Source organism: Neobacillus sp. B4I6 (assembly GCF_050434045.1).
Taxonomy (GTDB): Bacteria; Bacillota; Bacilli; order Bacillales; family Cytobacillaceae; genus Neobacillus.
This window is the reverse complement of record NZ_JBNPWB010000002.1, coordinates 6,002,983-6,020,263: the sequence shown is the minus strand read 5'-3', so window position 1 is coordinate 6,020,263 and position 17,281 is coordinate 6,002,983. Positions and strand designations below refer to the sequence as shown.

General features: G+C 42.3%; 17 protein-coding genes, 3 rRNA genes, 1 pseudogene and 1 riboswitch. Of the genes and pseudogenes, 6 read left to right on the top strand and 15 right to left on the bottom strand.

Annotated elements, in window-relative coordinates:
• Positions 1-4 precede the first annotated feature (4 nt).
• Complete coding sequence (locus QF028_RS31860; protein WP_429471716.1) at positions 5-199, top strand: hypothetical protein; 195 nt, start codon at positions 5-7, stop codon at positions 197-199.
• A 454-nt stretch (positions 200-653) separates the two neighbouring features.
• Here QF028_RS31860 and QF028_RS31855 read toward each other — a convergent pair whose 3' ends face one another.
• The 5 genes from QF028_RS31855 to QF028_RS31835 all read right to left on the bottom strand — a co-directional run bounded on the left by QF028_RS31855 (position 654) and on the right by QF028_RS31835 (position 6,884).
• Positions 654-1,376, bottom strand: a complete 723-nt coding sequence (locus tag QF028_RS31855; RefSeq protein WP_410889872.1) for a glycosyltransferase — start codon at positions 1,374-1,376, stop codon at positions 654-656.
• A gap of 123 nt (positions 1,377-1,499) precedes the next feature.
• Positions 1,500-1,631: a hypothetical protein gene (locus tag QF028_RS31850; protein ID WP_429471714.1), complete on the bottom strand. Its 132-nt coding sequence runs from the start codon at positions 1,629-1,631 to the stop codon at positions 1,500-1,502.
• A gap of 375 nt (positions 1,632-2,006) precedes the next feature.
• Positions 2,007-2,123 (bottom strand): 5S ribosomal RNA (gene rrf, locus QF028_RS31845).
• A gap of 77 nt (positions 2,124-2,200) precedes the next feature.
• Positions 2,201-5,138 (bottom strand): 23S ribosomal RNA (locus QF028_RS31840).
• Positions 5,139-5,334: 196 nt separating this feature from the next.
• A 16S ribosomal RNA gene (locus QF028_RS31835) occupies positions 5,335-6,884 on the bottom strand.
• Together the 16S, 23S and 5S rRNA genes form the textbook arrangement of a ribosomal RNA operon.
• Before the next feature lie 413 nt (positions 6,885-7,297).
• Between QF028_RS31835 and QF028_RS31830 the strand changes: the two genes are divergently transcribed.
• Positions 7,298-7,915, top strand: coding sequence for a LysE family translocator (locus QF028_RS31830; RefSeq protein WP_429471712.1), 618 nt, complete (start codon positions 7,298-7,300; stop codon positions 7,913-7,915).
• 53 nt (positions 7,916-7,968) lie between these two features.
• Here QF028_RS31830 and QF028_RS31825 read toward each other — a convergent pair whose 3' ends face one another.
• From QF028_RS31825 to QF028_RS31815, 3 genes are all read right to left on the bottom strand, one after another.
• On the bottom strand, positions 7,969-8,259 hold the full coding sequence (locus QF028_RS31825; RefSeq protein ID WP_429471710.1) for a YheC/YheD family protein: 291 nt from the start codon (positions 8,257-8,259) through the stop codon (positions 7,969-7,971).
• Positions 8,213-8,338 (bottom strand): hypothetical protein, encoded by a 126-nt coding sequence (locus tag QF028_RS31820; protein WP_429471708.1) that lies wholly within the window; start codon positions 8,336-8,338, stop codon positions 8,213-8,215. The genes QF028_RS31825 and QF028_RS31820 overlap by 47 nt, the downstream gene beginning before the upstream one ends.
• A gap of 187 nt (positions 8,339-8,525) precedes the next feature.
• On the bottom strand, positions 8,526-9,245 hold the full coding sequence (locus tag QF028_RS31815) for a glycosyltransferase family 2 protein (protein ID WP_429471706.1): 720 nt from the start codon (positions 9,243-9,245) through the stop codon (positions 8,526-8,528).
• Positions 9,246-9,431: 186 nt separating this feature from the next.
• Here QF028_RS31815 and QF028_RS31810 point away from each other — a divergent pair, with 186 nt between their 5' ends.
• Together QF028_RS31810 and QF028_RS31805 are read left to right on the top strand one after the other, a co-directional pair.
• A complete protein-coding gene (locus QF028_RS31810; protein WP_429472640.1) occupies positions 9,432-9,683 on the top strand; it encodes an NAD(P)-binding domain-containing protein in 252 nt (83 codons plus the stop codon).
• The gene (locus tag QF028_RS31805) at positions 9,680-10,633 is read left to right on the top strand and encodes an NAD-dependent epimerase/dehydratase family protein (protein WP_429471704.1); all 954 of its coding nucleotides are present in this window, start codon (positions 9,680-9,682) and stop codon (positions 10,631-10,633) included. The genes QF028_RS31810 and QF028_RS31805 overlap by 4 nt, the downstream gene beginning before the upstream one ends.
• Before the next feature lie 428 nt (positions 10,634-11,061).
• On the opposite strand, the gene QF028_RS31800 is transcribed toward QF028_RS31805, so the two are convergent.
• The 3 genes from QF028_RS31800 to QF028_RS31790 form a co-directional block, all read right to left on the bottom strand.
• Positions 11,062-11,202 carry a hypothetical protein gene (locus tag QF028_RS31800; protein WP_429471702.1) on the bottom strand — a complete coding sequence of 47 codons (141 nt, stop codon included), beginning with the start codon at positions 11,200-11,202 and terminating at the stop codon, positions 11,062-11,064.
• A gap of 54 nt (positions 11,203-11,256) precedes the next feature.
• Positions 11,257-11,688, bottom strand: a complete 432-nt coding sequence (locus QF028_RS31795) for an SRPBCC family protein (RefSeq protein ID WP_429471700.1) — start codon at positions 11,686-11,688, stop codon at positions 11,257-11,259.
• A 140-nt stretch (positions 11,689-11,828) separates the two neighbouring features.
• Positions 11,829-11,993 carry a hypothetical protein gene (locus tag QF028_RS31790; RefSeq protein ID WP_179195958.1) on the bottom strand — a complete coding sequence of 55 codons (165 nt, stop codon included), beginning with the start codon at positions 11,991-11,993 and terminating at the stop codon, positions 11,829-11,831.
• 46 nt (positions 11,994-12,039) lie between these two features.
• A riboswitch (cyclic di-GMP riboswitch) is annotated at positions 12,040-12,124 on the bottom strand.
• A gap of 257 nt (positions 12,125-12,381) precedes the next feature.
• On the opposite strand from QF028_RS31790, the gene QF028_RS31785 reads away from it, so the two are divergent.
• The gene (locus QF028_RS31785) at positions 12,382-13,128 is read left to right on the top strand and encodes a M15 family metallopeptidase (protein ID WP_429471698.1); all 747 of its coding nucleotides are present in this window, start codon (positions 12,382-12,384) and stop codon (positions 13,126-13,128) included.
• Positions 13,129-13,296: 168 nt separating this feature from the next.
• On the opposite strand, the gene QF028_RS31780 is transcribed toward QF028_RS31785, so the two are convergent.
• Both QF028_RS31780 and QF028_RS31775 read right to left on the bottom strand, forming a co-directional pair.
• Positions 13,297-14,475, bottom strand: a complete 1,179-nt coding sequence (locus QF028_RS31780) for a toxic anion resistance protein (protein WP_429471696.1) — start codon at positions 14,473-14,475, stop codon at positions 13,297-13,299.
• Positions 14,472-15,128 (bottom strand): 5-bromo-4-chloroindolyl phosphate hydrolysis family protein, encoded by a 657-nt coding sequence (locus tag QF028_RS31775; RefSeq protein WP_429471694.1) that lies wholly within the window; start codon positions 15,126-15,128, stop codon positions 14,472-14,474. The genes QF028_RS31780 and QF028_RS31775 overlap by 4 nt, the downstream gene beginning before the upstream one ends.
• Positions 15,129-15,568: 440 nt before the next feature.
• On the opposite strand from QF028_RS31775, the gene QF028_RS31770 reads away from it, so the two are divergent.
• Positions 15,569-16,150, top strand: a complete 582-nt coding sequence (locus QF028_RS31770) for a hypothetical protein (RefSeq protein ID WP_429471692.1) — start codon at positions 15,569-15,571, stop codon at positions 16,148-16,150.
• Between the two features lie 164 nt (positions 16,151-16,314).
• On the opposite strand, the pseudogene QF028_RS31765 reads toward QF028_RS31770, so the two are convergent.
• Positions 16,315-16,539: pseudogene (locus QF028_RS31765) on the bottom strand (TM2 domain-containing protein); the annotation flags it as partial.
• Positions 16,540-16,819: 280 nt separating this feature from the next.
• Positions 16,820-17,206 (bottom strand): SMU1112c/YaeR family gloxylase I-like metalloprotein, encoded by a 387-nt coding sequence (gloA2, locus tag QF028_RS31760; RefSeq protein WP_168245785.1) that lies wholly within the window; start codon positions 17,204-17,206, stop codon positions 16,820-16,822.
• Between the last annotated feature and the right edge of the window lie 75 nt (positions 17,207-17,281).

Genomic DNA, 17,281 nt, shown 5'->3' with positions numbered 1-17,281 from the left:
CTTATTGGAGGCTCCCAAACAAATTCAAGAACAAAAAAAGGAAAAGTTAATTGCGATCAATTGGGGGACAACCTATAATCGTTTATACAGCGGAAATGAGAAGGAAATTGAAGATAAACTAGCTCTAGTTGCAAAAAAACTTATTAAAAGAGGCTATGGACAGCCGGAGTACCTTCAATACCCTTGGGATACCGTTTAAGGTTTTCGATTTATGCTATTCTCTTGGACTTGAAAAATATGTAGTTTCCACCGATTCTCCTAAATTTACAACCGATATAATGAATAGAGTCTATAATATAGAGCAAAATAGTAAGAAAATTCAAGAGCAATACAATAAATCACAAGAAACCTATTCACCTTTATTAATTCAACCCTTTAAGGACAAATTATTTAAAAATAAAAAAGGGTTATATCCCCTTGAGAATATAGGTTTAGTTTCGAATCAAAGCTCACTTAAATATTAATTAAGTGAGCTTTTTTTAGTTCCATTAGGGATCGTTTATTTTCATATAAGATCAATATGCTCACCCGCTGTCAAGGTAAAGTGGTCGGAGCAATCTATATCGGACTTCAAGTGCAACTAGTACTTCAGAGACAATAAAAGTAAAAAAGGGAAAATAAAATGAAGAATCGACATGTCCTTTTTTATTAGATTAAGATAGCCATTCGGGGTCAGCATATTTTTTAAAATCGGTTGTAATGGATATTTTTTCCGATGTCCTAAATAGGTATCCTAGATCAGGGTTCCAAGTGTGAAATATTTGATCTCTTCTAAAATAAGTATAATTATATCGACTGGTCGAACAGATTCGAATCCCTGCGGCAACACATTTTTTAAAGAATTGCTTATCTTCTCCAAGAGAAAGATCAGGAAAGGATACCTTTTCAAAAACTTCCCTTTTTGCTACAATTGTACCCCCATGAACCATGTTAATTTTTCTATTTTCACGGTTTGGAAAGCGAAGGATCAACTGGTTCTTATTTTCAAAATACAAATAATAAGTTCTTTTTCCGACAATTTGTACATTGTCTATAAAACTATTCATGGCTTCTGTTAAATACGCTGGGGCATAATAATCGTCATCATCAAATTTAGCAATAGTGTCATACTTTGCTTTGGAAATTCCGTAGTTAAGACAATAACCAAGCGATACATCCTCCGGCAGTTGAAAAATAGTGACGTTTTGAAACAGTTCCGCCTTCTTCATCCATTCTTCTATATTTAATCGATTATTATTTAAGATGATAATTAATTCTTTCATTTTCCATTCTTGATTGCTATAATTGTCAAAAATGTTTTCCATGAAGTAAAGCTTATTTGTACAGGTTATGATCGAAACGCCACTTCTTTCTTCATCAATCATTTGTTCTGTCATTGGAAACTAACCCCATTTCAATTGCTTTTCCACCATCTTTTATTAATTACCATATGAAGGCAAGCGTTGGATGGACACAGTTTCAGTGGGATTTTTTTAAGTTTCCTTCCTTTTCCCTAAGGTTCATAGGCATCCCTTTATCTGTCCAATAAAGGTACCGAGGACCCCGACAAGTATTGAAATCGACGCAAACGTATGAATCAGGTTCATTCTTTTGACAATACTTGTTTTATGATCAATTTGGTATTCAGACATAAACACCTCAATAAACGAAGAAATATTGAGCTGTGCCTTAGTTCTTTCTTTTTTACCGATAAATGCTCGCGATTTATTCAAAGCAAGTTGATTATTTTCTGGATTTTTCGATATCGATGGAAACTACTGGTGCGAGGGTTTTAATTTTCAAGTCATTAGGGGAAGCACTGCTCTGGTATTCGCGGGTCTGGTCTTTAATAAGTCACGATGTAAAGTATCTTTCATTTAAATACGGCAAAGGTGCTCACACTTACTGTGGGTTGTTCCATTTACCGTGAAACGAAAAAATATGCAACCTCGTGCGATGAAAGGGCTCTTTATTAAAACTTAAAAAGAAGACAAAAAAGACAACCTTTTTCAGGTTGTCCTTTTCGTGCCTGGCAACGTCCTACTCTCACAGGGACGCGTGTTCCAACTACCATCGGCGCTGAGAAGCTTAACTTCCGTGTTCGGTATGGGAACGGGTGTGACCTTCTCGCCATTGCTGCCAGACTATTTTCTTTTGAGGTATCATTCCCTCAAAACTAGATAATGCAGAAGAAGTTTGTAAAAACGAGCTGCCTTAAAAATTGGTTAAGTCCTCGAACGATTAGTATCAGTCAGCTCCACATGTTACCACGCTTCCACCTCTGACCTATCAACCTGATCATCTTTCAGGGTTCTTACTAGCTTGCGCTATGGGAAATCTCATCTTGAGGGGGGCTTCATGCTTAGATGCTTTCAGCACTTATCCCGTCCGCACATAGCTACCCAGCGATGCCCTTGGCAGAACAACTGGTACACCAGCGGTGCGTCCATCCCGGTCCTCTCGTACTAAGGACAGCTCCTCTCAAATTTCCTGCGCCCACGACGGATAGGGACCGAACTGTCTCACGACGTTCTGAACCCAGCTCGCGTACCGCTTTAATGGGCGAACAGCCCAACCCTTGGGACCGACTACAGCCCCAGGATGCGATGAGCCGACATCGAGGTGCCAAACCTCCCCGTCGATGTGGACTCTTGGGGGAGATAAGCCTGTTATCCCCGGGGTAGCTTTTATCCGTTGAGCGATGGCCCTTCCATGCGGAACCACCGGATCACTAAGCCCGACTTTCGTCCCTGCTCGACTTGTAGGTCTCGCAGTCAAGCTCCCTTGTGCCTTTACACTCTGCGAATGATTTCCAACCATTCTGAGGGAACCTTTGGGCGCCTCCGTTACTCTTTAGGAGGCGACCGCCCCAGTCAAACTGCCCACCTGACACTGTCTCCCACCCCGATCAGGGGTGCGGGTTAGAATTTCAATACAGCCAGGGTAGTATCCCACCGACGCCTCCACCGAAGCTAGCGCTCCGGCTTCTCAGGCTCCTACCTATCCTGTACAAGCTGTACCAAAATTCAATATCAGGCTACAGTAAAGCTCCACGGGGTCTTTCCGTCCTGTCGCGGGTAACCTGCATCTTCACAGGTACTATAATTTCACCGAGTCTCTCGTTGAGACAGTGCCCAGATCGTTACGCCTTTCGTGCGGGTCGGAACTTACCCGACAAGGAATTTCGCTACCTTAGGACCGTTATAGTTACGGCCGCCGTTTACTGGGGCTTCGATTCAGAGCTTCGCTTAGCAGCTAACCCCTCCTCTTAACCTTCCAGCACCGGGCAGGCGTCAGCCCCTATACTTCGCCTTGCGGCTTCGCAGAGACCTGTGTTTTTGCTAAACAGTCGCCTGGGCCTATTCACTGCGGCTCTTCGAGGCTATTCACCTCAAAAAGCACCCCTTCTCCCGAAGTTACGGGGTCATTTTGCCGAGTTCCTTAACGAGAGTTCTCTCGCTCACCTTAGGATTCTCTCCTCGCCTACCTGTGTCGGTTTGCGGTACGGGCACCTTTTATCTCGCTAGAGGCTTTTCTTGGCAGTGTGGAATCAGGAACTTCGGTACTAAATTTCCCTCGCTATCACAGCTCAGCCTTATACGAGAAGCGGATTTGCCTACTTCTCAGCCTAACTGCTTAGACGCGCATATCCAACAGCGCGCTTACCCTATCCTCCTGCGTCCCCCCATTGCTCAAACGATAAAGAGGTGGTACAGGAATATCAACCTGTTGTCCATCGCCTACGCCTTTCGGCCTCGGCTTAGGTCCCGACTAACCCTGAGCGGACGAGCCTTCCTCAGGAAACCTTAGGCATTCGGTGGATGAGATTCTCACTCATCTTTCGCTACTCATACCGGCATTCTCACTTCTAAGCGCTCCACCAGTCCTTACGGTCTAGCTTCAACGCCCTTAGAACGCTCTCCTACCACTGACATCTAAGATGTCAATCCACAGCTTCGGTGATACGTTTAGCCCCGGTACATTTTCGGCGCAGAGTCATTCGACCAGTGAGCTATTACGCACTCTTTAAATGGTGGCTGCTTCTAAGCCAACATCCTGGTTGTCTAAACAACTCCACATCCTTTTCCACTTAACGTATACTTTGGGACCTTAGCTGGTGGTCTGGGCTGTTTCCCTTTTGACTACGGATCTTATCACTCGCAGTCTGACTCCCACGGATAAGTCTTTGGCATTCGGAGTTTGTCTGAATTCGGTAACCCGATGAGGGCCCCTAGTCCAAACAGTGCTCTACCTCCAAGACTCTTACTACGTGAGGCTAGCCCTAAAGCTATTTCGGAGAGAACCAGCTATCTCCAAGTTCGATTGGAATTTCTCCGCTACCCACACCTCATCCCCGCACTTTTCAACGTGCGTGGGTTCGGGCCTCCATCCAGTGTTACCTGGACTTCACCCTGGACATGGGTAGATCACCTGGTTTCGGGTCTACGACCACATACTCATACGCCCTATTCAGACTCGCTTTCGCTGCGGCTCCGTCTCTTCAACTTAACCTTGCATGGGATCGTAACTCGCCGGTTCATTCTACAAAAGGCACGCTATCACCCATTAACGGGCTCTAACTACTTGTAGGCACACGGTTTCAGGAACTATTTCACTCCCCTTCCGGGGTGCTTTTCACCTTTCCCTCACGGTACTGGTTCACTATCGGTCACTAGGGAGTATTTAGCCTTGGGAGATGGTCCTCCCTGCTTCCGACCGGATTTCTCGTGTCCGGCCGTACTCAGGATCCACTCAGGAGGGAACGAAGTTTCGACTACAGGGTTTTTACCTTCTATGACGGACCTTTCCAGGTCGCTTCATCTACCCCGTTCCTTTGTAACTCCATGTTGAGTGTCCTACAACCCCAAGAGGCAAGCCTCTTGGTTTGGGCTATGTCCCGTTTCGCTCGCCGCTACTCAGGGAATCGCGTTTGCTTTCTCTTCCTCCGGGTACTTAGATGTTTCAGTTCCCCGGGTATGCCTTCCATACCCTATGTATTCAGGTAAAGATACTGTTCCATTACGAACAGTGGGTTCCCCCATTCGGAAATCTCCGGATCAAAGCTTACTTACAGCTCCCCGAAGCATATCGGTGTTAGTCCCGTCCTTCATCGGCTCCTAGTGCCAAGGCATTCACCGTGCGCCCTTTCTAACTTAACCTAAAAGGTTTGTTTCTTCTTATTAAATAAGAAATTGGCATTGACTCGGTTCTTACATTGACTTCTTCATTACGATTATCTAGTTTTCAAAGAACGATTAAAAAAAGCTTTGAGAGAATTGTACTCTCAAAACTAAACAAACAAAGATCGTGTCACAAACTGTTTTGTCTGGCTCACAGGTCCAGCTTTATCCTTAGAAAGGAGGTGATCCAGCCGCACCTTCCGATACGGCTACCTTGTTACGACTTCACCCCAATCATCTGTCCCACCTTAGGCGGCTGGCTCCTTGCGGTTACCCCACCGACTTCGGGTGTTACAAACTCTCGTGGTGTGACGGGCGGTGTGTACAAGGCCCGGGAACGTATTCACCGCGGCATGCTGATCCGCGATTACTAGCGATTCCGGCTTCATGCAGGCGAGTTGCAGCCTGCAATCCGAACTGAGAATGGTTTTATGGGATTGGCTAAACCTCGCGGTCTTGCGGCCCTTTGTACCATCCATTGTAGCACGTGTGTAGCCCAGGTCATAAGGGGCATGATGATTTGACGTCATCCCCACCTTCCTCCGGTTTGTCACCGGCAGTCACCTTAGAGTGCCCAACTGAATGCTGGCAACTAAGATCAAGGGTTGCGCTCGTTGCGGGACTTAACCCAACATCTCACGACACGAGCTGACGACAACCATGCACCACCTGTCACTCCGTCCCCCGAAGGGGAAAATCCTATCTCTAGGAGTGTCAGAGGATGTCAAGACCTGGTAAGGTTCTTCGCGTTGCTTCGAATTAAACCACATGCTCCACCGCTTGTGCGGGCCCCCGTCAATTCCTTTGAGTTTCAGCCTTGCGGCCGTACTCCCCAGGCGGAGTGCTTAATGCGTTAGCTGCAGCACTAAGGGGCGGAAACCCCCTAACACTTAGCACTCATCGTTTACGGCGTGGACTACCAGGGTATCTAATCCTGTTTGCTCCCCACGCTTTCGCGCCTCAGCGTCAGTTACAGACCAGAAAGCCGCCTTCGCCACTGGTGTTCCTCCACATCTCTACGCATTTCACCGCTACACGTGGAATTCCGCTTTCCTCTTCTGCACTCAAGTCCCCCAGTTTCCAATGACCCTCCACGGTTGAGCCGTGGGCTTTCACATCAGACTTAAAGGACCGCCTGCGCGCGCTTTACGCCCAATAATTCCGGACAACGCTTGCCACCTACGTATTACCGCGGCTGCTGGCACGTAGTTAGCCGTGGCTTTCTGGTTAGGTACCGTCAAGGTACCGGCAGTTACTCCGGTACTTGTTCTTCCCTAACAACAGAGCTTTACGACCCGAAGGCCTTCATCGCTCACGCGGCGTTGCTCCATCAGACTTTCGTCCATTGTGGAAGATTCCCTACTGCTGCCTCCCGTAGGAGTCTGGGCCGTGTCTCAGTCCCAGTGTGGCCGATCACCCTCTCAGGTCGGCTACGCATCGTTGCCTTGGTGAGCCGTTACCTCACCAACTAGCTAATGCGCCGCGGGCCCATCTGTAAGTGTCAGCCGAAACCGACTTTCAGCTTTTCCTCATGAGAGGAAAAGGATTATCCGGTATTAGCACCGGTTTCCCGGTGTTATCCCAGTCTTACAGGCAGGTTGCCCACGTGTTACTCACCCGTCCGCCGCTAATCAACAGGAGCAAGCTCCTATTGATTCGCTCGACTTGCATGTATTAGGCACGCCGCCAGCGTTCGTCCTGAGCCAGGATCAAACTCTCCAAGAAAGTTGATTAGCTCATTTTGTTACGTTGGCTTAGCTTCATATTTGAAACTAAAAGTTTTTTTGTTTGTCTACACGTCTTGTTTGTTTAGTTTTCAAAGAACAATTCATTCAATGGGACAACTTTTACATCATACCATTTTCTTTTATTTGTTGTCAACAACTATTTTAATATTTTTAAAGAAAAGATTAATAGTTTCGAAGACAACTTTTATATATTATCATTACGCAATCACATTGTCAATAAGTTTTATAAAACATTAATAATCTCGCTGACAACTTATATATCTTATCACCTACAATACAATAAAGCAACAGAATTTTTATCCTTATTTAAAGTTACTTAATCTCTCGAATTAATTTTTTAAATATTATGATAAAATTAGATATATATTTTATATAAAGGAGCGCGGAAAATTGCTGTCATTTATTATAGTAGTTATCGTATTGTTTCTCATTCCTGGTCCAGCTGTTTTACTAACCATTTCTCAAACCGCTCAAGGCGGGAGGAAAACTGGCATCATCACCGGTATCGGGATTGCGGTCGGTGATTTAATCCATACGATTGCAGCCGTACTTGGACTTTCAGCCATTCTAATGACCTCGGCACTCGCCTTTGAAATCGTGAAATATCTTGGTGCCGCTTATTTGATCTTTTTAGGGATTAAGTCCCTCCTTGAAAAATCCAAAAAACAAGATGCGCCGACCGTAAAAAAGAACAACACAGCCACATCGTTTCGTCAGGCCTTATTAATTGAATTACTCAATCCTAAAACGGCTCTCTTTTTCTTAGCCTTCTTACCACAGTTCGTCCACAACAATGGGACCCCTGTTGTCATTCAACTACTTATTCTTGGACTCACCTTTGTGTTAATGAGCATAATGTACACCACATTGCTAGCATTCCTAACAAGCACGATAGGTGAACGACTTTTCTCAAACCAGAGCGGAAAACTTTCACGCTGGCAAGGGAAGGTTATTGGCTCTATCTATATTGGCTTAGGTCTTCAGTTGGTTTTTCAGAATCAAAAATAATGAAAAGTTATGTACTTATATAGGAAAAGTGAATTTATTAAATATCGCTTTTCCTATTTACGAAAATCCCTGAAATTACGAAGAATTTTTTTGTCGAGGAATTTTTTGAAGATGCCAATGCCTGGTTTGAGGTTTGCTTCGATGATATAGAGTTGCCCCTTGCTGGTAATTCCGATGTCTAAGCCAATCATTCGTGAGTTTTGATAATAGGCTCCTAATTTAGCGGCCTTCCCTGTCACATACCATTCCTCTGCTCCTTGTTTACGCTGGACCATGACGCGGATAACAAATGGACATTTACCTATGCAAGCTAACGGAATCTTTTCTTGAACATTCCATTCCATTCCCTATATCAAATGCTACTTTCCCAAGCATCTCTTTAATGAAACCAGCTATTATGATGGAGTTGGTTCCTGCCGCCAATAAGGCTAAATTGAAATCATAAATAGCGATTTCTTCCTTACTAATATTGTTTTCCTTACTCCTCTTTACTACATGATTCGGAAGCCTGCGAAATTTATAGTGTCATTCAGATATCGAAAGCTTCTCAGTCGTGCTGCTTGGTTAATATAGAAATGGTTGGAAGGGAGGATATCCTGCCTTCTTTTTATCAAGTATTGAAAAATGTTTCAATCGAAGCCGTATTGATGACCAATTTGCTACGTCCTCTTAACATCCGGTCCGTTGCATCGGAGGTATGATGATACGGTAGTCCAGAGCGTACATACACATAATGATCTTTTGATAATGAATACATTTTGACATGGTTCTCAAAGCATCGTCGCTGAAAACCGCTGTCCTCCCCTTGATTAACGTGTGGGAAGGCGATTTTTTTCAAAAGATCTTTCTTAAAAATCAGTGTCGCTCCACTTAAAAAATGGGAGGTTTTATAAAGATTTTGACCATTATTAATGATCCAGCTATTTTCATGATGTGGATTATATAATCTCAGTTCTTGTTTCTTCTTAAAATAAATATAGAAGCTGCTTTTCCCAACTAGTTCTGCCTTCGTTTGCATGAGCGCTTCAAACGCTTCCGTTAGATAGCTGCTCCCGTAATAGTCATCATCGTCCATTTTCCCAATGTATTCAAAATTGGCCTGCTTAGCTCCCTTGTTTAAACACTCCCCTAAACTCATTTCGTCTGGAAATTGGAATAACTGACTGTTTAATTTAGCCTCATCCAATTCCCGCTCAATTTGTTTGAAATTCATTTTAGACGAATTAAGAACTAAAATGAGTTCCTTCTCCTTGAAGGTTTGTTTTTGAAAATTAGCAATGATGTTACTGACAAACTTCTCTCGATTGGTACAAGCAATGATGGAAATCAAGACCTTCCGCCTCCCAAAACCACAAGTTCAACCACTTAGTACAGAATGTATTTTTTAAAAGTTTTTCTATTTCTGTATATTCACCTATCCCCTCCTAAGACCCGTCCGCATAGGATAAGTGAACACGAAACTTAAAAAATAATTATGAGTAAGGGACGGAAAACATGTCAGAAATAACGATAACGGCTGATTTCCTCTTTTAAAAAAATAGGGGTAATTGGATTAGGATATGTTGGTTTACCGCTTGCCCTTCTATTTGCCAACAAGGGATTCGATGTCATTGGAATTGATGTCGACGAGCGAAAAGTGAATAGTTTAAAACAGAATACTTCATATATACCGGAAACTGTTGAATTTCTATCCTTCTATCGATCCGATGAAAGCTTAAGGAAAACAATTGCTTGGTATCAAGCAGAATGGGAGAAGGGTCAAGTATGAGAGTTATGGTAACAGGCGGAGCGGGATTTATTGGCTCCCATATTGTTGATTTGCTGATTACTGAGGGTCATGAAGTGATTGTGGTTGATAATTTAAGTACGGGGAATAAAGAGTTTGTTAATAATAGGGCGACCTTTTATGTCGCAAATATATGCTCACCGCAGTTAGAGGGGATTTTTTCAAAAGAAAAACCAGAGTATGTGATTCATCAAGCGGCCCAAGTCGATGTTGCCAAATCGATTCAGGATCCTGTTTTTGATGCGCAAACGAATATTCTTGGTACGATTCGTTTGTTGGAATGCTGTCGGAAATTTAATGTCCGAAAAATAGTTTACGCTTCCTCCTGTGCAGCCTATGGCGAAACGGACGACCGCAGTATTAAAGAGAGTTCGATGACGGAACCCATCTCCTATTATGGGATTTCCAAGCATACGCCGGAAAGATATATTCAACTCTATTCGCAATTTTATAAGCTTCCCTTTACGATCCTGCGTTATGCAAATGTATACGGTCCACGTCACACTCCCAAAGGAGAAGGCGGTGTCGTGGCTATTTTTCTACAGAAGGCTTTAAAGGGCGAACAATTGACGATTTACGGGAACGGGGAACAAACACGAGATTTTGTTTTTGTGAAAGATGTTGCTGCAGCCAATCTCCTTGCACTTGGCAAAGGAAACAATGAAATCATCAACATTGGTCTAAATCAAAAAACGAGCATTAATCAACTGTTTGGAGTCATTTCCTCGCTGGGTGAAATTCCTCTGGGTGTCCCTGTTTATCTTCCTGCTCGTAACGGTGACATCCTCTACAGTCAGTTAAATAATACAAAAGCACTGCAACTGTTGGGGTGGAAGCCTCGCTATGATTTGCTTAGCGGCCTAAAAGAGACAAAGCAGTTTTATGAAACAGAAGAGTCCTTTAAAGCAGGGGATACAGATGAACAAAAGTGAAGTGACCGTCCTGATCCCCTTTTATAATCCAGGGGCCTATATTAGGGAAGCATTGGCTAGTGTTTTTGCTCAAACCGAATAGATGTGCCGTTGTTAAACCATCGTCGTCATAGAAAAAATCAAACCAATCAGATGGAAATATACGAGGAGAGGATATTAACAAGGTTATCAACATTAATTACCTCTATATCCACACCATATAAGAAGATATCAACAGATTTCAGCCATTTATACACAGATTATGTGAATAACTTTTTCTTTTTCATAAAGGAATTACAAATCAGGGGATTTATCCACATATTCCACAGTATTATCCACAAAACCAACAGATTTGCCCACAATCGACTTATATATATCCACATTTTATATGGATTTTATCCACATTTCTCATTACAAAAGGCCTAGACTAATCTCTAGGCCTTTTGTATTTAACTGTTCGAGTTTTCCTCTGGATTTGCACTGTCATAACGATCGACAATTTCTTTTAACTCACCCTTATCCCCTTTTGCATTAATGATCTCAAACAGTTCATTTAACCCTTCACTAATTTTCTCATCATCCTGTTTCATTGATTTTACCTCCCTTTTTTATTCATAGGATGACCCTTGAGAAAAGAAACTATGTTATTTAACGATTGCTGCCCTTAAATTATGAATCCCAAACTCCAAATACCCCTTTAAACAGGTCAACATATACACCCAGCCTTCTTTATTATCAATCAACTGAGCGATTAACTCATCATCATCTTCGCTAAAACCTTCTTCGATCACTTCAATAATGGTACTTGATTGATCCAATTCTTCCAGAGAAATTGTTACACAATTCCCTTCTCCATCTGTCCCCCACCGGAACACGATTTTCTTATTTACCTCGACTTCGAGTACTTCAATATCGACTTGTGCATCGTATTCTTCATATCTTAATGTGACTGTTTGGCCCTGCTCCCATCTCGAACTTGATGAGAACCAGAAATTCCTGATTTTCGAAGGGTCTACGAAGGCTTCAAATACTTCATTAGCTGGTTTTATTATTTTAAATTTTGTCAGATTGTACATTTCGAAATCATCCCTCTTTTACTATGGTTAATATATGTAATGGTTGTCCTATTGTTTTATTTTATACCTTTTAGTCTATAAAAACATAAAAGCCTGTACCAACTACACAGATACAGGCTTTTTTTAAAATATGATTTCGCTTAGATTTTTAAACCAAACTCGACAACTTTACTATTATGATAGCTTGCTCTAATCATAAACTTGGCTCTTAATTCTTCATCCAGGCAATCTTGCTGTAACAGCGCGTTGTGTCTGTGCTGGATTAAATGATAATAATATTTTCCCTTTAAGAACATTTTCAACACAAAAAATCCTCCTCAATAGTTTACATAAATCGACGGAGTTATCGTGTTCGGTAACTGGCAAGCATCGTCGTTAAACCTTAGCCCCTTTAGTTTTGCGTCACCATTTTTCAATGGCTTTGCCGTTTCGTACGATTTATGTGTTATTAAAAATATATGCAACTGAATTATAAAATAAAAGTGTCTTTATACCTACACTCACTTAAAAGTTAATTTCCTTCTGTCGTTATACGATGGCTGCCAATTGATTCTACCAAACCTATCGATGAAACATCCTTAGATTCACAGCCGTTTTGAAATCATCTTGGACAGAATTTAGAATGACGTTTTAAAGTCTCTAATCCTGTCCATGATGTTTACTGAAGTGAATTTTAAAAAAAGGGAGTTAACTATGTTAAAATTACGTTTCGTCTTTTTGACTCTTATGGTGTTTGCAATCTCTTTGACCGGCTGCACTGGAAAATTTCATTTTATGCAAGACGATGGAAAATTAGACAACAATTCCTCAACTGGTGCAGAAGATCAGCAACAGGATGCTAACGTCCAAGTTGGTTCCTCCCCAAAGGTGATCCCTGTTCTTGTTAATAAGGACAATAAACTGCCCGATAATTATCAGCCAAGTGATTTAATTTACCCTGACATCCCATTTACGTTCGCACAGAAAGCAGAAAAGCGGCAAATGAGGGCCGAGGCAGGTGCGGCGATCGAAAAATTATTCGCAGGCGCAAAACAACAGGGTGTGCATCTGTTAGGTGTTTCTGCCTACAGGTCCTATGCTGCCCAAACAGCTTTATTTAATTACTATGTTGATCAAGATGGATACGAAGCGGCTAGAACTTATAGTGCGGTTCCAGGAACGAGCGAGCATGAAACTGGCCTGGCTATTGATGTGACCGGCGGAAATGGAACATGTGCGGCCGAGGACTGCTTTGAAGGAACAAAGGAGGCAAGCTGGCTCCAAGATCATGCAGCGGAGTACGGCTTCATCATCCGCTATCCGAAAGGTAAAGACTCGATCACCGGCTACCAATACGAACCCTGGCACCTGCGCTATGTCGGCAAGGCAATCGCCAAAGAAATCATGAGCCGCGGCATCACCCTCGAAGAATACTATAATGCCACAGTTGTGAATAATTAATTGATGTGGTGCTTTTATGTGGTGTCAGGCACCGTAAAAAGCGGAGTGCCCGTTTAGCTGGTTTCCGGTGCCTCGATTTCTGGTGCCTGACATCGAAATGGTTCGCGCATGTGTAAGAGTCAAAAAGGCCCTCACTACAACCGGAGTTGTAGTGAAGGCCTTTTGTGTTTATTTCCCTTTTATCTCTAATAATTTCAGGCGAAGGTCGTTTTCCATCGAAGCTAGTTCCTGTTCTGCTTGGCGGCGCTTATGGCGGCCTTCCTCTTGGATTCGCATGGTTTCTTCAAGTGTCGTGATTAGGCTTTCCTGAGTTTTCTTTAAGGTTTCAATATCAACGATGCCGCGCTCATTTTCTTTCGCCGTCTCGATTGTATTGGTTTTTAGCATTTCTGCATTTTTCAAAAGGAGTTCATTGGTCGTTTTCGAAACCTGTTTCTGAGCCTCGACTGCATGACGCTGGCGTATTAACGTCAACGCAATCGCGACCTGATTTTTCCATAACGGAATCGCCGTCATAATCGATGATTGGATTTTTTCCACTAGGGCTTGGTTCGTGTTTTGAATCAAGCGAATCTGCGGAGCACTTTGAATGGTAATTTCCCGGCTTAATTTTAAATCATGGAGACGCTTATCTAAGCGATCCGCAAATTGGATCATATCGTTAACTTCTTGAAATTTCATTTGGTCATTGGTTACTTCGGCTGCTTTTTTCAGATGTGGAATTGTCTTTTCCTGCATTTCTTCAAGCTTGATCTCCCCAGCTGCAATATAGACATTAAGGGCATGGAAATATTCCTTATTCGTCTCATATAACTGTTCAAGCAATTTAATATCCGACATCAGGACATTTTTGCTGCGATCCAGCTTTACACTGATTCGGTCAATTTGGGCGCCTGTTTTTTGATATTTTGAGAGCACTTCTTGAATCGAACCTGAAATTTTTCCAAACATACGAGCAAATAAGGATGGTTTCCCATCCTTCAAATCATCCGGATTCACTTCATCAAGTCTCTTCATTAAATCACTGATGATTTGCCCAATTTCACCCACATCTTGTTTCTGCACATGCTCTAGCATTGTATGCGAGAAGGATAATAGCTTACCTTGGGCTTGGGTACCATATTGAATCATCGACTGATGGTTTGTTGGATCGATTTGTTCAGCAATCTGATACGCCTTTGCGCGATGTTCTTCTGGTATCACATCAATTAATTTAACAGGCCTAGCCTCACTTGTGTGCTGGACCGGATTTTTTGAAAGCTCTAGTTTATCCCCAAACGGGTCGGCAAGGATATCATTTAATAAATTTCCAGTTTTGTTGGGTTGGATTGGGTTGTTTTCGTTCATTTTAGCCACCTATTTTCTTCCGGGAATTTAGCGTCCTTTTCCTTATTAAGGGTATGCTTTGCGACGTCAATTTCAAAATTTAAGTGATCGATATCATCGGAAATCACTTTATATAAATCCTCTTCCAATACCTTTGTTAGTTCATTTAGTGTATGACGAGTTTCAATAAGAGATTGGCCCATTTCCATGTTCTTTTTCGGCTGGGAGGATAAAAAGCTATATTTCTCGGTAAGTTCAACAATTGAATCTAAATGTGAAAAATAAAACTGCTCAGCCTGGTAAAATCGCTTCGGCTCTTTGGTTGTCATCTTGTGTATTTTTTTTGTAATTCGAAGAAGATCAATTCTTTGTTTTACGGATGAAATATCACGAATGGTAAAAAGGTTTTTATTTAAGCGATTGATTTTCTGTTTGGCTTCCATAAGGTTTTTCCGAATGTATCGATATTCTTTTCTTGATATCTGATGCTTTTTTAAAAAGCTTCTATTCATAACGATGGAAAGGATTAAATGGGTAAGAATCCCCCCGGTAATGGCAATGCCCGTTGACGGCCAAAATGCTTGACCCAAAGGAAAAAAGCAGACCAGCCAAGTTACCACTGTTAATGGGACGGCTACAAATGAGCGAAGAAGAAACGACAAAATCGGGTTCATAATAAATCGACTCCTGAGTTAAGACATCTTTATATTCCTACGGATGAATGCAATGGAATGTTTCAATTTCCTAAAAATATAAACCAAAAAGAAAATTATTTCCATTTACTACTTCAACAATACACGAAAAAACTCCTCCCTGCCATAGACCTCAAACGGAAAGAAATCTAGGTCTTGAGACGTATTTTTAGATGGCGTCATATTTATTGGTGCTTTTATGGTGTCAGTTATGGTGTTAGTTATGGTGTCATTATGGTGTCAGGCACCGCTCGTGGACACTTGCACCATTTGTCCACGCACAGTGGACAACGTGTTTTGGGTTTCCATTCTTTTCAAGTGCGATGCCTTTATGAGGAATCCCAATTATCTAGGCTTCTGCCCAAGAGTAAACTAATACGATGCATAGGATAGATACGATAGTGAGGAGAGAGGAGAATATTATGTATAATCCTTATAATATGCCTATAGATTATCAAAGTGGATTGAACCAGCTAAATTATAGTAGACAATATCATGGTGGACAGCATCAGCATCACGGTGGCGGGCAACATCATGGCGGACAACAACAGTACGGTGGACTACATCACCATGGTGGTGGACAACAACAGCACGGTGGGCAACATCACCTTGGCGGCGGACATACAGGTTTTAACCTTGGATCATTGGGATCTAGCTTGCTTGGGCTTGGCTTAGGTTATTTAGGAGGAGCCGCACTAGGAAATGGACCTAATCCAGGAGGATATGGGTATGGCGGCGGTTATGGCGGCTTCCCTGGATACGGTGGGTTCGGAGGATACGGCAGCGGTGGACCAGGTCAGGGATACAATCCTTATGCCCCAGGAGTCGGTGGAGGATTAGGCTTTCCTGGTGTTGGCACGCCAGGTTACCCAGGAGTAGGACCTAATATAAACATGTACGGACAGCAATTCCAACCAAACCCTGGTTTTAATAGTGGCTATGGGTCATGGTCTCCTAACGAATATGGGATCCCAAGTGTAAATCCAAGTTTGGGCACATACTAAATTCAATTCACCTCAAGGATTAAAATACTGCTCATAAATTAACTAATAAAGGGAAGCCCCAATGAGCTTCCCTTTATTAGTATTTTTGAGTTCCAATCCATACATTACTAGATTAATCCCCATGTAATCCCATGGGGATAGACACCGAATGTGAAGGAAATGATTTAATAATTAATAGGAACTTGATAGCCTTTATCATGCTTTCTAGCAAAATCCTCTGGATTTGCAACAAGGTATAGGATACCTTCTATAAAACCTATAATTGTAGGAACATAAGTCCAGCAGAATAACAAATAAAGAATCCCCATACCTGGTCGGCCAAGATAAAACTTATGGGCCCCAATACCACCGAGTAGAATACCTAAGATCCCCGCGGTAGTTTTGTTTTTAGTATACCTAGCAACAAAGCCACCGACTCCCCCACTAGCAGCGCTTGATGAACTAGATGAGCTTGAGGCACCGCCTCCGCCACCCGCATTCATAAACACCATTGGTTGATTATTAGGAAATAGAAAGGTTTGGTTTTGTATACAATAAATAGCAATGGGTGTATTAGCTAAAGAATGTAGAGTTTTAGTTTTGAAGAATTATGAAATTAGAAAGTTGATATAAGATTAAAGATTAAAAAAGCAGGATAACCATAGAGGCAACCCGCTTTTTAAAAAGATATTATCGTTCATATAGTTCAAGCGGCAGCCCATCCGGGTCCGCGAAGAAGGTGAATTTCTTGTTTGTTACGGGGTCCACACGCACGACCTCCACATTCACTTGAAACCTTGTCAAATATTGGACCGCATCTTCGATATCATCTACTTCAAAGGCTAGATGTCTCAAACCAGCTGCTTCAGGATAGCTTGGCCGGACAGTTGGTTCCGGAAATGAAAACAACTCAATCTGATATTGACCATTCACTTCCAAATCCAACTTATAGGAATCTCTTTCCTCCCGATAAACTTCATTAATAGGCGTCAGCCCAAGGATTCGAACATAAAAATCCTTTGATTTTTCATAATCCGAGCAAATCACCGCAATATGATGGATCTTATTTAACTTCATCTATCCACATCCCCCTAAAAAATCATCACTCAAACCAAATACCTCTTGTCTGCTCAAATAGACAAGAGGTTCTAT